Annotated in this window: 12 protein-coding genes; 3 read left to right on the forward strand and 9 right to left on the reverse strand. The window is 70.6% G+C overall.

The annotated features are described in order from the left end of the window. Positions 1 to 47 precede the first annotated feature (47 nt). Together ACTH43_RS02210 and ACTH43_RS02215 are read right to left on the reverse strand one after the other, a co-directional pair. Complete coding sequence (locus ACTH43_RS02210; protein ID WP_441443290.1) at positions 48 to 1,838, reverse strand: phosphomannomutase/phosphoglucomutase; 1,791 nt, start codon at positions 1,836 to 1,838, stop codon at positions 48 to 50. A 4-nt stretch (positions 1,839 to 1,842) separates the two neighbouring features. Then, positions 1,843 to 2,214, reverse strand: a complete 372-nt coding sequence (locus ACTH43_RS02215; protein WP_441443291.1) for a DUF3499 domain-containing protein — start codon at positions 2,212 to 2,214, stop codon at positions 1,843 to 1,845. A 105-nt stretch (positions 2,215 to 2,319) separates the two neighbouring features. On the opposite strand from ACTH43_RS02215, the gene ACTH43_RS02220 reads away from it, so the two are divergent. Beyond that, positions 2,320 to 2,775, forward strand: coding sequence for a metallopeptidase family protein (locus tag ACTH43_RS02220; RefSeq protein WP_441443292.1), 456 nt, complete (start codon positions 2,320 to 2,322; stop codon positions 2,773 to 2,775). Positions 2,776 to 2,860: 85 nt separating this feature from the next. Here ACTH43_RS02220 and ACTH43_RS02225 read toward each other — a convergent pair whose 3' ends face one another. Genes ACTH43_RS02225 through ACTH43_RS02235 form a run of 3 tightly spaced genes read right to left on the reverse strand, consistent with a single transcriptional unit; the run spans position 2,861 to position 8,315 of the window. After that, positions 2,861 to 4,510, reverse strand: coding sequence for a DUF5719 family protein (locus ACTH43_RS02225; RefSeq protein WP_441443293.1), 1,650 nt, complete (start codon positions 4,508 to 4,510; stop codon positions 2,861 to 2,863). After that, complete coding sequence (locus tag ACTH43_RS02230; RefSeq protein ID WP_441443294.1) at positions 4,503 to 8,003, reverse strand: hypothetical protein; 3,501 nt, start codon at positions 8,001 to 8,003, stop codon at positions 4,503 to 4,505. The genes ACTH43_RS02225 and ACTH43_RS02230 overlap by 8 nt, the downstream gene beginning before the upstream one ends. A gap of 12 nt (positions 8,004 to 8,015) precedes the next feature. Further along, positions 8,016 to 8,315, reverse strand: a complete 300-nt coding sequence (locus ACTH43_RS02235; RefSeq protein ID WP_299304560.1) for a WhiB family transcriptional regulator — start codon at positions 8,313 to 8,315, stop codon at positions 8,016 to 8,018. A gap of 141 nt (positions 8,316 to 8,456) precedes the next feature. On the opposite strand from ACTH43_RS02235, the gene cofE reads away from it, so the two are divergent. Both cofE and ACTH43_RS02245 read left to right on the forward strand, forming a co-directional pair. Beyond that, positions 8,457 to 9,560: a coenzyme F420-0:L-glutamate ligase gene (gene cofE / locus ACTH43_RS02240; protein ID WP_441443295.1), complete on the forward strand. Its 1,104-nt coding sequence runs from the start codon at positions 8,457 to 8,459 to the stop codon at positions 9,558 to 9,560. Further along, a complete protein-coding gene (locus ACTH43_RS02245) occupies positions 9,557 to 10,303 on the forward strand; it encodes a TIGR03089 family protein (protein WP_441443296.1) in 747 nt (248 codons plus the stop codon). The genes cofE and ACTH43_RS02245 overlap by 4 nt, the downstream gene beginning before the upstream one ends. A gap of 101 nt (positions 10,304 to 10,404) precedes the next feature. Here ACTH43_RS02245 and ACTH43_RS02250 read toward each other — a convergent pair whose 3' ends face one another. From ACTH43_RS02250 to glf, 4 genes are read right to left on the reverse strand one after another with little or no spacing between them, the layout of a single operon-like run. After that, on the reverse strand, positions 10,405 to 11,175 hold the full coding sequence (locus tag ACTH43_RS02250; RefSeq protein WP_441443297.1) for an ABC transporter ATP-binding protein: 771 nt from the start codon (positions 11,173 to 11,175) through the stop codon (positions 10,405 to 10,407). A gap of 13 nt (positions 11,176 to 11,188) precedes the next feature. Further along, positions 11,189 to 12,115 carry an ABC transporter permease gene (locus tag ACTH43_RS02255; protein WP_441443298.1) on the reverse strand — a complete coding sequence of 309 codons (927 nt, stop codon included), beginning with the start codon at positions 12,113 to 12,115 and terminating at the stop codon, positions 11,189 to 11,191. Next, the gene (locus ACTH43_RS02260; RefSeq protein WP_441443299.1) at positions 12,112 to 14,217 is read right to left on the reverse strand and encodes a glycosyltransferase; all 2,106 of its coding nucleotides are present in this window, start codon (positions 14,215 to 14,217) and stop codon (positions 12,112 to 12,114) included. Before ACTH43_RS02260 ends, ACTH43_RS02255 begins: the two co-directional genes overlap by 4 nt. A gap of 56 nt (positions 14,218 to 14,273) precedes the next feature. After that, positions 14,274 to 15,434 carry a UDP-galactopyranose mutase gene (glf, locus tag ACTH43_RS02265; protein WP_441443300.1) on the reverse strand — a complete coding sequence of 387 codons (1,161 nt, stop codon included), beginning with the start codon at positions 15,432 to 15,434 and terminating at the stop codon, positions 14,274 to 14,276. Positions 15,435 to 15,507: the final 73 nt, after the last annotated feature.

Here is a 15,507-nt window from a genome sequence, read left to right on the forward strand (position 1 = left end):
GCCGCTCGCGTCGCCGCTGCGGGGCAGTGGCGCCGTCGCTGCTCAGCTCAGCTGCGCGCAGGCTCCTGTGCCGTCGGCTCCTGCTGGCGCCCGGCGATGAGCACCGGGATCCCGCCCTCGACCGGGTGGACCCGTGTGCAGCTGCTGCACTGCATCGCCCGCTCCACATCACGCAGCTCACCGCCGCAGTCCGGGCAGCGCAGGATCGCGCGCACCCAGCTGGGCACATCCGCGCCGCTCGCTCCCGCTGCAAGGACCATGGAGCCCGCTCCCTCTCGATCTGATGCCTCCGACGTCCCCACGGCGCCCGCACCGTCGGAGCTCGACTCTGCAGAACCGACGGCCAGGCCTGGAACCGTGCCTGACACCGTGCCGGGGGTCGCGCCCTCGACGAGGTCGTCCTCGTGCACGAGCGCGAGGATCTCGTCCCGCAGACGGATCATGGTGATCTCCCGCTCCGCCTCGACGTTCAGCCGCAGCAGTGCCTCTGTATGGGAGGAGCGCAGGGAGAACCACCAGCGGTCCTCGGCTGCCAGCTCCTGGTCCCAGTGCTCGACCGTGAGCCCGTCGAGATCATCGATGCGCGCGCCGGGCAGCGCGGCCATATGGTCGCGCACCCGATCACGAGCCGCTGCGGCATCGTCGACCCGGCGATTGATCTCTCCGCTCGCGGCGTAGGGGTCGTGCGCCGCGACCACTGCGGAGAAGGGCGCGTCGGATTCCGAGAGGGCGGCCAGCACATGAAGTGCGGCGAGCATCCCGGAATCAGCGAAGAAGAAGTCCCGGAAGTAGTAGTGAGCGGAGTGCTCACCGCCGAACACCGCATTGCGCTCGGCCATGATCGCCTTGATCAGCGCATGGCCGACGGGCGTGCGGACGGGCTCTCCCCCGGCCTCACGGACGGCCTCTGCCACGTGGCGTGAGGAGACCAGGTTCGCGATCACTGCCGGGCGCTCCTCGCCGGCGGCACGGGCACGGGCGATCTCGCGCTGGGCGATCAGGGCGGTGATCGCCGAGGGCGGCACCGGCACCCCGTTCTCGTCCAGCACCACGCAGCGATCGGCATCGCCGTCGAAGGCGAGGCCGAGGTCCGCACCCTCACGGAGCACCGCGTTCTGCAGGTCAACCAGATTCTCCGGACGCAGCGGATCGGCGGGGTGGTGGGGGAAGCTGCCGTCGAGCTCGAAATGGAGCTCGATCAGTTCGATCTGGGGAAGCACTCCGAGCACCGCGGGTGCGGTGTGTCCGGCCATTGCGGAGGCCGCATCGACCACCACCCGCAGCCGACGGGTCCCGGTCAGGGGCACCAGCTCGTGGAGGGTGGCGGCGTAGTCGGCGAGGGTGTCGATGCCCTCGGAGCGGCCTTCTCCGTGCGTCGGGATCTCGCCCGCCTCGAGGTAGGCCTCGGCGCCGCGGCGGATCTCGTCGAGACCGGTGTCCCGTCCCACCGGACGGGCGCCGGGGAGGCACAGCTTCATTCCGTTGTCTGCCGCCGGGTTGTGGGAGGCCGTGATCATCACGCCGGCCGCACGATGCAGTCCTGAGGCGCAGTAGAGCTGATCGGTCGAGGACAGGCCCCCATCGGCGACGATCGCGCCTCGGCGCACTGCGCCCTCGATCACGGCGCGGGAGAGCTCCGGAGAGCTCAGGCGCATGTCGTGGGCGACGATCAGCTCGGGGTCGTCCAGGAAGTCTGCGAAGGCGGCACCGAAGGCGCGTGCGATCTCGACCGTGAACTCCTCGCCCGCCACGCCGCGCACATCATTGGTCTTGACGATGCCGGCGAGGTCATGGACGGCGGCTGAGGACGGGGTTCGACGGCTGTTCGGCTCAGTCATCGGCTCAGTCATTCGTGCTCCTGACCACATGCAGGTGGCGGGCGGGAGCCGCACCACGGGACGGCGTGTCACGGGAGCTGCGGGCGGTCCCGCGCGACGAGGTCGGGGCCGGCTCGGAGCTCGCCTGCTGGGGACGCACGGCGTCGGCCAGCGCGACCAGGTCGTCGCTGACCACCTCGGCGCCAGGCACTCTCAGCAGCTCCCAGCCGCGCGGCGCGGTCATCCGGGTCGCATGCTCGCGGCAGAGGTCGTAGGCGTGGGGCTCGCTGGTCCTGGACAGGGGGCCGAGCACCGCCGTCGAGTCCTCGTATACGAAGGTCAGCGAACTGACGGCTGGCCTGGAGCAGGCGGTCCGGGAGCATTCACGAGCAGGCACGTCCAGCAGTGTACGCAGGTGGCTCGACTGCCGGTGGAGGGCGCGCCCTGATACCGCGGCGCGGGCCGCCCATCCTCGGGCAGGACGGGAACTAGAGTGCGATCCATGGATGTCGAGCCGCTTCTCCCCGGACCTCCGGCCCCTCGTCAGGGTCCGCGCCGCCGCGATCGCCGCGGCCGCGGGAGGCGTTGGGACCTGATCCCGCCCCACCTGCCCGGCTACCGCACCCGCCGGGATCGTTTCGACGATCTCGTCGCCGACGCCGGGGCGATGCTCGCCGAGCGGTTCCCGCGCCGCTTGGCGCATATGCAGGTGCTGGTCGAGGAGGTGCCACCGGCCGATCCTGCCCCCTGGGAGGAGGCGACGGTGATGCTCGGAAGGGTGATCCCGCCCTCACGCAGCAACCCTGCCCGGGTCATCGTCTACCGACGACCGCTGCAGACCCGCTGCGCCGACGAGGCTGAGCTGGAGATGCTGGTGCGTCAGGTGCTGTCCGAGCAGATCGGCTCGCTGCTGAACATCCCGCCCGAGGATGTGGATCCCGAGGCCTGGAGCGCGTGATCCGGGAGCCATGTTCAGTGCACAGTGCTCAGTGCTCTGTGCTCAGTGCTCTGTGCTCCGCACTCCGTGAGCTGACCAGCTCGGGTCATTCCGCCAGGCGCACCACGACCGGCTCCCCGCCGCCCTGGTCGGAGAGCACCGGGACGGAGGACAGCAGCACACCCCCGGCACCGTCGTCAGCTCGTTGCATCCAGCTCGCATGCACTGCTCCGGGCACCTCCGGGACCACGCTGAGCGCGGCCGCCGAGCCGCCGCCGATCTGCAGCTGCTCCGCGGTGACCGTCGTGGTCGAGCCGGTGTTCACGGCGACGTCCACGGGGTCACCGGCGGATCCGTCGGCCGCGATCGGCACCACGGTGACCGCGGAGTCCGCGGTGCCGATCAGAGTGAGCTCACCGGCACCGGCCTGGATCGGAAGGGCGCTCATGCCGTGGGAGCGCAGCGCGGGAGCAGGGGCCACCAGTGTGAAGTCGACCGGGGCGCCGACGGTGTCCCCGGGCAAGTCCTTCCCCGTGCGGACGCTGCGGGTGACCGCGGCGATGGGGTCTGCGGCGCGGACGCTCACGGCATAGGTGCCGTCGGGCAGTCCGTCCAGCGTGGTGCGCAGCACGCTGCCGGCAGGAATCTCGATCTTCTCGAGGGCAGGGATCTCGAGTGCGCCCTCGGCACCGTGCACCTCGACCGTGGCCGTGGTGTCCACGCCCTGGGGGTTTGCGAGCACCAGCGTGGGCGGTGTCCCGGCGACGTCCACCCCAGGCATCTGCAGCTCGGTCGACGCGGCGGGCAGGGGCGAGAGGATCTCGGCGCCGCCGGGGGTGAGCCCGTCACGCTCGGTGGTCTGGACGTGCATCGCCAGCGGTGAGCCGAGCACGGAGACGTCCACCCCGACAGCGGCCTGACCAGCGGCGATGGATTCGAGCAGCACTCGTCCCTCCGCCCCCGGGGCCACGACGACCTGGCTGCGTCCCTCCATCGCGGCGGGCCCCTCCTCGGTCCACAGCTGCACCGAAGCGGTGGCGGGACGCTCGGTCGGGTTGTGGAGCACCAGCACGGAGCTGTCCCCGGTGTCGGTCGACATCCCGAGGAACCTCGCCTCGGTCGCAGGCTCGGCGCAGCGGGAGACCGCGAGCGAGCGGTAGTCCCCGCTGGAGGTGATCGTGGATTGGAGGGTGTCCGTCACCGGTCGCCCGTCCTCGGAGGTCGCCGAGGTGACGTGGGGGGTCCCCTCGGCCGCCGGCAGGTCCAGCACGGAGACCCCGATGTCCTGGGAGACGGGCTGGTCCCCCAGATCGGTGCCGTCGGCGCCGCGGGCGGTGATCGAGGGGGCGCGGACGGATCCGTCGTCCTCCTGCTGCGTGGTGGAACCGCTGACGGTGCCGAACAGGACCGATGAGCCGGGTTCGACGGACGTCGTGCGCAGGGAGATCGCGGTGCTGGGAGGGGTCACGGCGAGCTCGCTGTCCGGTCCGCTGTCCAGGAGCTCTTCGGGCAGCAGCAGCGGTCCCTGGCACCAGCGGGTGCTGGCGCCGGGTTCCGACTCGACCGTCGCGCGCTGCACGGACGGGACGTCCTCGGAGGGAGCGGTGGCCAGCGCGCCGGCGGCCAGGGCGAGCGGCACCACGGCGGCCAGGGACAGCAGGACCCTGGCCGCGCTCCGGCGCGGGTGCTCCGGCACCGGCTGCTCCCCGTGCTCGTCCAGCAGGGCGCGCTCGTCGAGCGTCGGGTGCTCAGCCATACATCTCCTCAGCCGTGCGGGTGCGGACCCGCCAGGGGATCGCCAGCAGTGCGGTGAGCGCGGTCGCGCCGTAGAGCAGGAGCCGCCAGAGCAGCAGCAGCGGCTGCTCCCGGTGCACATCGATCTCGCCCTCGGTCCCTGCGGGCACCACGAACCCCTGCGCCCAGCCGTCGATCTCGACGGGGACGAGTTCGTCACCGTCGAGGGTCGCCCGCCAGTCGGTGTCGAAGCGCTCGGAGAGGACCACGGTGCGCTCGACGTCCTCGGCGGGGATCGTCCCCGACGCCTCGATCACCTCGCTGGCCAGGGGCAGCGGGGCCGCGCCGCCCGCGACCAGTGCCCGCGGCGCGGCATCGACCACTCGCCACAGACCGCCCCGTGAGCTCTCGGTGACCTTCTCGAGCTGGGTGGAGCTGTCCAGGGTGCGCATCAGCTCCTGCTGCTGGGCCGGATCGCCCGGGACCACGACATAGGCGATGGCGAGATGGGCGACGGCCTGGTCCTCGGCGTCCATGCTTGCCTGACTCCCGCCACCGGAGAGCATCCCGGCGACCGTCTCGCGCAGCGCTGCGGAGGCGGGATCGTCATCGACGGCCCTGCCTGCCTGCACGGTGGCGACGTCCCGGGCGTCGGCGATCACGGCATGCTGGATGACGGTGTCCCCGCCGTGCACGACCAGCTCGGCGCGGACGGCGCCGTCGTCCTCCCCGGTGAGGACCAGCACGCGGGCGCGGGCGTCGGTGCGGCCCTGGTCCGCGGCTGCGGCCGGAACCTGCCCCCGTTCGATCCGCTCCAGCTGCAGCTGGCCGGGCAGCACCAGCGTCCAGCCGACGACCGTCGCGAGGCAGGCGAGCGCCACGACGGAGCCGATGAGCCCGGTGGCCGCGCGCCGGAGGCTGGAATCATGTGACTCCCTGCGAGCGAGGCCGTCGAAGGTGGCGGCCGCGCCGATCGCCAGGGCCAGCAGGATGACGCTGAGCAGTGCGTGCAGCGGTGGCGTGACCAGGTGCCCGGCTGCGACACCCGTCCAGGTGCCGCGGGCCAGGAGCACCGTCAGCAGGCCGAGTGCGGCCAGCAGCACGCTGAAGCGTCCGGCACGTCCCGCGGCGCTGGCCAGCAGCGGGGCGCAGAGTGCGGCGAGCGCGACCGGGGCGACGGGCAGCAGCGGAAGCAGCAGCGCCGCGGTCTCCCCCACCAACGGGATCAACACTCCCTGGACCTGGGGAGCGACCGGCCAGAGCCCCGCCAGATCGAGGGTCGAAGCGGTCCCTCCCGTGGGCGGGACCCCCGCCACCGCCAGCAGCGTTCGGGGATGGCCGAGATAGCTCGGGAGGTAGGGTGCGTGCAGGGCGAGGGACGGCAGCAGCACCCAGAGCAGACGGCGCCGCCGGCCGGGGACGGCGATCGCGATCAGCGCCAGTGCTGCCGCGGCGAGCAGCACCAGCACGGGCTGGACCGCTCCGATCACCAGCAGCAGCAGCCCGCCCGCAGCGGCGGCGGACGTGCTGGCCTGCGAGACCTTGTGCGGCAGTCCGATGGCGCGGCCGAGGGCCAGAGCGAGCAGCGGGAGCAGCATGTGCACCAGCAGCAGCGGCCAGGCCCCGACCGCGAGCGCGGTCAGGAGGGACGGTGCCAGGGCCCACACGGTGGTGATCACCAGGCGGGCGCCGACAGCGCGGGTGATGGCGCCGGAGGCCCACCACGCCAGCAGGACGCTGATCGGTACTGCGGCGAAGACCAGGACCTCGATCAGCAGCCCCCCGCCGAGAGGGAGATGCCCCAGCAGCCTGATGAGGGTGTCACCAGGCCCACGCTCTCCGAGCCCGCCGGGGATCCAGCTCGACCAGGCCGCGGCCCAGAGGGCATCCCAGCTCTCGGGCAGCGGGCGCAGCCCGGGGCCGGCGAGCTCCCCGCGGCCGAAGAGGCCTCGCAGGGCGAACAGCCCGAGGACCGCCGCCGCGAGACCGACCACGCCGGTCCACACGATGTGACGGCCGTAGTCGGCATCCTCGAGTCCGTGCCGGGTCCCAGCGATCCCCCAGGTGGTGTACCGGATCCGTCGGCGCCGGTCGTCGTCTGCGAACAGCCGGCTCCAGGTGTCGTCGACCCACCGCCGCATTCCCTCGCCGCGCGGCAGGTAGAGCGGGGCCAGGCGCCCGCGCGGCACCCGCGACCGGCGCCGGTCCTTCCGCCCGCGGGCGAGAACACGGCGCACCCGCGGCAGGACCGCCAGCGCGGCACGCAGCTCCATCAGCGCGAGGCGCGGAGCGGACGCGGCGACCGCGCCGAGCATCCGCAGCAGCGTCTCCAGAGGCAGCAGCACCAGGGTGAGCAGGGCGTGGACCAGCCGACGCTGCTTGAGCAGCGTGAGCACCTGCCCGGTGCGCTGCTCCTGGAGGCGCTCGAGCAGGGGGCGGGTGGGAGAGGGGTGCAGCACCCGGGCGGAGGCCTGGACCGCGACCCGCTCGCCGGACCGCCAGATGCGCCGGCACAGGTCGATCTCGGCCCAGGGCGCGGGCAGATCAGGGTCGAGGCCGCCCACCTCCCGCAGGGTCAGCTCACGGACCAGCATGCCCGGCAGCGGGACCGCGAGGACGTCCTGGCGCCAGTCGGCCTGTCCCTGATCGATCTCGCCGGGGTCGACCCCGGTGATGATCCGGCCTCCATGGGTGAGGGTCAGGCCGACGTCCACGAGGGCATCCGCGCTCTCGGCGGTCAGGGGCAGCTCGTCCCCGTTCTCCACCTGGCGTACGCGCTTCGCGCCGATCGCCGCAGTGTTCGGCGAGCGCTCGACCACTTCCAGCTGATGCTCGAGGGCGTCGAGGCTTGGCGTCGCGCCATCGACCACGAACCAGAGCCAGGACTCGCTGGCCGCGCCCTCAGCGGCCGCGACGCGACGGCCTGTCCGGGAGGTCTCCTCGCGGAGGCGCAGAGGCACCCGGGCGAGGTCCTCGGCCTGCTGGGTGCGTTCACGCTCGACGGCGGCGCTGTCGACCGCGCGGGCGCGGCGTCTGCTGGGCCGCGCTGCCTTCTCGCTGCTCTCGGGGATTCCTCGGGGCTCTGCGTCACTTCCGGGTGCCGCGTCGCGGTGGGAGAGGTCGTCGTTGCTGTGGGAATCGTCGCCGCTGTGGGAGTGGTCGCCGCTGTGGGAGTCGCCGCCGCGGGGGTCTGTGCGGTCGCGGGGGTCTGTGCGGTCGCGGGAGTCTGTGCGGTCGCTGGAATCGGTGTCGCGGGCGAGGAGCGCGAGGGTCTCACGGACCGTCCCGGCGCGGTTGAGCGCGCCAGAGACGGGCAGGATCTCATCGATCGTGCCGTCACCGAGGTCCCTCGCGACAGCGTCGCCGACCTCCTCGGCAAGATCCGACGGGGCGACCACCACGATCCGATCGGCCTGACGGGACTGCGCCGTCAGCGCGGTGCGCAGCGCGTCATGGGTGCGCGGGGTCGTCGTCCCGCTCAGCAGGACGACCGCGGTGATGTGACGGTCGCTCACCAGGGAAGGATGTCAGACCACCCGGCGCTTGAGCTTGCGACGCTCACGCTCGGACAGTCCGCCCCAGATCCCGAAGCGCTCATCGTTCTCGAGGGCATACTCGAGGCACTCGGCACGCACCTCGCAGGAGACGCAGACCTTCTTGGCCTCGCGGGTGGAGCCGCCCTTCTCGGGGAAGAACGCCTCCGGGTCGGTCTGCGCGCACAGGGCACGCTCCTGCCAGGTCAGCTCGACGTCGTCGGAGTCCTGCCCGGCGAAATCGAGCAGGGACAGCTCGGCACGCGCGTCGTCTTCGACTCGTTCCGCATCCATGGCCACCACTCCTTCCACTGCTGTGTCGACCACCGAAGGCCCGTTGGAGCCCAAAAGTACACCGGTGTAGTTATGGTCCGTCAAGCGGCGTCGGCGCGTCGCCTTGCATATCGCATCCGAATCACATTCCCGGGAGGCCCCGTGTCCATCGCTTCACCGCCTGCACAGGCAGCATCGCGCACGCCTGATCCGGCCCCCTCGCCGGTCACCGTACTGCCCGTCACCGGGCTCGGCGAGATCCGCGAGGGCGACGACCTCGGCGCCCTGCTCACCGCGGCCCTGGCCCCGCTGTCCCCGGCCGACGGCGACGTGCTGTGCATCTCCACGAAGGTCGTCTCCAAGGCGCTGGGACTGCGCGTGGCCCCCGAGGATCGTGACGAAGCGATCCGTGCCGCGGCGGTGCGCACCGTCGCCCGCCGTCTGCACACGCGGGTGGTCACCTCCGTGGTGCAGATTGCGTCCGGCCCGGTGATGGCGGCCGCCGGGGTCGATTCGTCCAACGCTCCCGAGGGACCGCTGCTGCTGCCCGAGGATCCCGATGCCTGCGCGCGGGAGCTCCGCGCCCACCTGGTCGAGTCGCTGGGCGTGGATCTGGGCGTCCTGCTGACCGACACCTCCTCCCGCGTCTGGCGAGTGGGGGTCGGGGACATCGCGCTCGGCGCCGCGGGTGTCAGTGCGCTGCAGGACTTGCGCGGAGGGACCGACGCCGATGGTCGGCCGCTGCATGTCACGGTGCGGAACCTCGCCGATGAGCTCGCCGCCGCCGCCGATCTGGTCAAGGGCAAGGCCAGCGGGGTGCCGGCCGCTCTGGTGCGGGGAGTCGCCTCCGCGACCGCGGATGATGTGCCGGCTCGGGAGCTCTCCCGTACCGGGGGCGATGACTGGTTCCGTCGGCCCAGCCTCGAATCGGTCTGGGTCTCCCTAGGGCTGACTCCGGAGCAGGAGCCCATCGCCCGGATGTCTCCTGAGCCTGATGGGGAGCGGATCGCCCGGGCACTCGCTGTCGCGTCCCTGCCCCGGGCCGGGCAGCTGCCCGGCACCGCAGCGGCCCACCTGAGAGCGGGTGCACAGGATCGTCCGCATATCGTGGTGGAGGCCGCGGACGATTCGACCGCCGCGCTGATCCACGCTGCGACGCTCGCAGAACGGATCCGCACCGCGCTGGGTGCCGAATCCCTCGCCGCCGCCCTGCCGGAGATCTCCCTCGAGATCTCCGTCCCCGATCCTCTGGAGGACCTGACATGAGCGAGCACCGCACGCCGAGCATGGACACCGGTGCCCAGCTGCTGCGCGCCCTGGAACAGACCGGTCCGAACCCGGTGCTCGCCTGGTACGGCGAAGCGTCTCGGATCGAGCTGTCCGGCCACGTGCTCGCCAACTGGGTGATCAAGGCGATCGGGCATCTTCACGACGAGATCGCGCTCGCCCCGGGCGACCAGATGGTCCTGGATCTCCCTCCCCATTGGAAGCGCCTGGTGCTGGCCCTGGCGGCCTGGTCCCTCGGCGCGGAGGTGACCTGGTACGACCGTGAGGGCTCCGCAGGTGACGCAGCGGGCACTGGAGATGCAGTGCTTCCGGTCCCGTCGCCGCAGGTGGTCGCCACCGACCGACCCGACTCGGAGCTGGCCGAGAGCGCGGATGAGGTGCTCGCCCTCCAGGCGGTCTCGCTCGCACCGCGCTACGACGGGGAGCTGCCTGCGCTGGTCCACGACTGGCTCAGCGAGGTGCGAGGGAGCTCCGACCGGCTCGGGGTGGCTCTGCCCCGCTGGAGCGGCCCCGCGCCGCTCGAGCCGGCTGTCCCGCAGCGGCCGAGCACGGCGCACGGCACGCCCCTCCCCCGGGTGCTGGTGGAGGACGACGGGCTGCCCGCGGCCGCGCAGCTGCTCGGGGCACTCCTGGCCGGTGGCGGGATCGTGGGGCCCGCGAGCGCGGTGGGCGAGCACCAGGAGCGCGAGGAGGGCGTGACCGAGCAGCTCCGCCCTCGCTGACAGCCCGAGACGGGTGCTGCTCGGACCGCTCAGATGGCCCGGCGGAAGCTGTTCGGACGGCTCGGACGGCTCGGGCAGCCCTGAGAGCTGAGAGAGGCGGCTCAGCCCGCGCGGAGCGTCGCGACGGCCTCGGTGGGGTCACCGTCGAAGATGGCCTGCCCCTTACGGAGCACCACGATGCGGGTGCACAGCTTCTCGAGCATCTCGAGCTCATGGGAGACGACCACCATGGTGCGGCCGGCCTCCTGCAGCTCACGGATCCGTTCGAGGCACTTGCGCTGGAACGGCTCGTCGCCGACGGAGAGGATCTCGTCGACCAGGAAGATGTCCGGCTCGGTGTGCACCGCCACGGAGAAGGCCAGGCGCAGGAACATCCCTGAGCTGTAGTACTTCACATCGGTGTCGATGAACTCCTCGATCTCGCTGAAGGCAACGATCTCCTCGAACTTCTCATCGATCTGCTCGCGGCTCATCCCGAGGATGGCGCCGTTGAGGTAGACGTTCTCGCGCCCGGAGAGGTCGGGGTGGAAGCCGGCGCCCACCTCGATCAGGCCCGCCACCCGGCCCCGCAGGAGCACCCGTCCGTGGTCCGGGTAGAGCACTCCGGAGATGGTCTTGAGAAGGGTGGACTTCCCAGAGCCGTTGAAGCCGATCAGCCCCACCGTCTCCCCCGCGTGCACCGTGAGGTCCACGTCGTCCAGGGCCAGGAAGGAGTCGGCCAGCTTCTTGCGCTTCAGCGCCGAGAACACGAGCTCCTTGAGGGAGTGGTCGTGGCGCAGGGAGAACTGCTTGGTGACGTGCTCGATGCGCACCATCTCGCGGTCGGTGGGGACCGCGGCGGAGGCGGGCACGGAGTCGATGTTCGGGCTCATCCGGGCGCTCCTGTCACAGTTCCTGGGCGAAGCGCCGCTTCGAGCGCTCGAAGAGGACGTTGCCGGCCACGAAGGTCACCGCCGCGATCAGCAGCCCGGCCCACCACAGCCCGAAGGGCTCGCCCGCGGCGGTGAGCGAGGGATCCGCGGCGACGGCCTCGACCACGGAGGGTGAATAGCGCCAGAAGGCGACGTGGAACAGCTCGACCACGATGGTCAGCGGGTTCAGCTGATACAGCCACCACCACACGGTCCCCCCGATCGCGTCCTCGACCATCGAGATCCGGTAGAGGACCGGCGAGAGCCAGGTCGCGACCATGACGATCAGATCCACGAAGTTCTCGACATCGCGGAAGGCGGCGTTGAGCGCCGCGGTGATCATGCCGAGCCCCATGGTGAACACCACCAGGATCACGATCCCGAGCACGAAGGCGATCGCTGCGGTGAACGAGGGCAACCACCCGAACAGCAGGGCGCCGACCACCAGCACCGCGAGCTGGGGCAGGAAGTGCACGAGCGCCACGATCATGCTCGCCCAGGGGAACAGCTCGCTGGGCAGATAGATCTTCGAGACCAACGCCTGGTTGCCCGTGATCGAACGGGTGGCGTTGCCGAACACCTCACCGAAGAGGTTAACCACCACGATCCCGCTGAAGAGGTACACCGCGTAGGCGGGGGTGTCGCGCTGGAGCTGCAGGAAGACACCCAGCGCGATGTAGAAGACGATGAACTGCACGGCGGGCTTGACGTAGCTCCACAGCATGCCCAGGGCGCTGCCGCGGTAACGCACCCGCAGCTCCTTGCGCACGAGCAGGCGCAGCAGGAAGCGCTCGCGGATCGGGTTCAGCCAACCTGCGTCCTGCCCCGGGGCCCGCCAGCCCTCGGCCTGCTCCGCGCGCGACGGAAGCCGCGCAGTTCTGCCGGTTCCGGTCGCGGTCACGCCGCAGAGCCTCCGGTGCCGCCGCCGAGCTCAGAGCCCTCTTCGCGGTCCCGCTCCCGCACCGGTGCCGGGTTGTCCGCGAAGGTCTGCTCCCAGGCGTCGAAGGAGGTGATCCGTGAGGCGGATTCGCGGTAGCTGTCACGCAGCTCGTTCCAGCGGCGGTGCAGCTCGAGATGAGCGGTGATCGCCTCGGTGAGCATCTCGCGCACCTGCTGCGGGTTGCGCTTGTACCAAGCGACCTGGGTGCCCTCGGCGTTGGAGACCAGTGCGCTGTCATAGGCGGAGAGACGCCACCACTTGGCGTCCAGGTGCGGGATCACGGTCTGCGGGTTCTCTGCAGATCGAGGCTGCGTGGGCTTCAGCAGCTGCTTGGCGAGGGTCTTCGCCGTCCATACCGGGAGCATCAGCCGATGCGGCTGCGAGAAGGGACGACCCTTCCGCGGCGGCTTGTCGATGTGGACCGGCGGATACAGATCCTGGTCCTTCTTGGCGACCGCGTCGTCGAAGTCCGCGGCCATCCCCCGGATCTGGGGAAGCTTGGTCCCGATCGAGGGGTGCAGGGCGTCGGGGCCCTCGAGCACGTCCCGCTGGGCCATGAGCCGGCCCGCCTCCGTGTAGTACTGCATGGAGATCAGGTGCTTGACATCCATGAACTGCGATTCCTTGACCACCCGGCCGCCTCGGGCGTACGGGGAGTGCAGCAGCGCGGTGATGATGCGGTTGCGCTCATGGAAGTAGGCCTGCCAGCCCACCAGGTCGTCCTTGTCCACCCAGCTCATGTGCCAGACCCCCGCGCCGGGCAGGGAGACCGTGGGATAGCCGGCCTTCTTCGCCCGCAGCCCGTACTCGGCGTCGTCCCATTTGATGAACACCGGCAGGCTGAGACCGATCGCGCGCACCGTCTCGGTGGGGATCAGGCAGCTCCACCAGCCGTTGTAGTCCACGTCCGCGCGGCGATGCAGCCAGGGGGTCGAGCGCAGCGGATCCAGCGCGAAGTCGTGGCCCATCTCGCCGCCGTCGTTCGCCAGCGCCGGCTGGATGCGCCAGGGATCGACGACCTCGCCGAAGGTGTGCAGCACCGAACGATTGTTGAGGTCGAACATGTGGGCGCCGACCAGGGTGGGGCGGGTGGCGAAGTCCGCGAAGGTCACCATCCGGATCAGCGACTCCGGCTCGAGCACGATGTCGTCGTCGCAGTTGATGACGTAGGTGGAGGCGCCTGCCGTCGACGCCTCGTACATCCCGCGGGAGAAGCCGCCCGAGCCGCCGATATTGCCCTGCTCGATGACCTGGAGCTTCGAGCCCAGCGACTCCTGCAGCGGTGCGAGCTCCTCAGCATGGTCGTTCAACCGATCGGAGCCCTGGTCGATGACATACATGACGTCCAGCAGCGCACGCAGATCGTCATCCTCGGCAAGGGTGCGGATGTTCTCCAGGCAGTACTCGACCTTGTTCATCGTGGTCATGGAGATCGAGAAGCTGCCTTCGGTGCGGGCGAGGTCCGCGTCCGCGGTCCACTCAGCGCCCAGGATCGTCAGATCCTCCGCCCCGGCATAGGCGTCGAACCAGTACCAGCCGCCATCGCCGAAGGCCGTCAACGGCAGCTCGAAGACCTGCTCGCCGGCGCCGCTGACGGTGCGGGATTCCTGACGCTGCAGGGTGCCGCGGGCGGTGGAGCGCATCACGACCAGGTGGCCGGAGCCGGCGGTGCGGATGGTCAGCCGGATCGCCCGCACCGGGGTCCAGCGCCGCCAGTAGCTGGCCGGGAAGGCATTGAAGTAGGTGCCGAAGGAGCGCATCGTCTGCGCCGGGATGCGGGCCGCATGCCGTTCGCTGAGCTCGCTGATGTCGACCACCGCCTGTGTGGTGCGGTGCGACCCCTGGCCCTCTGCCTCACCCTTCGCAGTCCGGTCCGAGCCGCCGCCGAGCCCGAAGGCTCCTCCGGTGGCCCCGGAGCGGGCATCAGACGCTTCGATGTACAGCGGCACGATGTCCGGGGATGCTTCGAAGGGCAGGATCATGCGCTGCAGCACTCGCTGCGGGGCGCCCTGGCCGGGCTGGTCGGTCTCACGGGGTGCCGCTGTGGCAGTGGTGGCGTTCATGGTGCTCCTCGTCGGCGTTCGGCGGATGCCCCGTGTCAAGCGGCGGGGCGCTCGGGTCACGCCCGCAGCAGGTCGGACAGCTTGTTGTCGGCCATGGACAGGGCCGAGCCGATGGCCATGTGCATGTCCAGGTACTGGTAGGTGCCCAGTCGGCCACCGAACAGGGTGCGCGGCTCGGCCTCGGAGAGCTCGCGGTATGCCAGCACCCGTTCGCGGTCGCTGCCGGAGTTGATCGGGTAGTACGGCTCGTCCCCGGACTCGGCGAAGCGCGAGTACTCGCGCTGGATCACAGTGCGATCCGTGGGGTAGTAGTCGCGCTCGGGGTGGAAGTGGCGCGGTTCGATGATGCGGGTGTACGGAGTCTCGGCGTCGGCGTAGTTCATCACCGAGGTGCCCTGGAAGTCACCGACATCGAGGTGCTCGGTCTCCAGGTCGATGGTGCGCCAGCCCAGCTCTCCGAGCTCGAAGTCGAAGTAGCGGTCCATGGGACCGGTGTAGACCACCGGGATGTTCCCACGCACGGCGTCCTTGTTCAGCGGCTGCGAAGTGTCGAAGAAGTCGGTGTCGAGCTTCACCTCGATGTTCGGGTGATCCGCCATCCGCTCGAGCCACGCGGTGTAGCCCTGCTTCGGCAGGCCCTCGTAGGTGTCGTTGAAGTAGCGGTTGTTGTACGTGTAGCGCACGGGCAGGCGCGAGATGATCGAGGCGGGCAGGTCCTTGGGATCGGTCTGCCACTGCTTGCCCGTGTAGTTCTTGATGAACGCCTCGTACAGCGGGCGCCCGATCAGAGAGATGCCCTTGTCGTTGAGGTTCTCGGGGTCCTTGCCCGCGAACTCCCCGGCCTGCTCGGCGATCAGCGCACGCGCCTCGGACGGCGTATATGCGGACTGGAAGAACTGGTTGACGGTGCCGAGGTTGATCGGCATCGGATACACCACGCCCTGGTGGGTCGTGTACACCTTGTGCTGGTAGCCGGTGAACTCTGTGAAGCGGTTCACGTAGTCCCACACCCGCTGGTTCGAGGTGTGGAAGAGGTGGGCACCGTACTTGTGCACCTCGATGCCGGTCTGCTCGTCGGCCTCGGAATAGGCGTTGCCGCCGACGTGGGGACGCCGGTCGATGATGGTCACCTTCGCGCCGTGCTCGGCGACCGCGCGCTCTGCGACGGTCAGGCCGAACAGGCCGGAGCCGACGATCAGGAGATCAGGAGTCGACACAGGAGGTCCTTTCGATGCGTGCGGAGAGGTCCGCTCGATGCGTGCGGAGGGGTCCGCCGGAGACCCGCTCACA

It is taken from the genome of Brachybacterium sp. (assembly GCF_052095815.1).
Taxonomy (GTDB): domain Bacteria; phylum Actinomycetota; class Actinomycetes; order Actinomycetales; family Dermabacteraceae; genus Brachybacterium.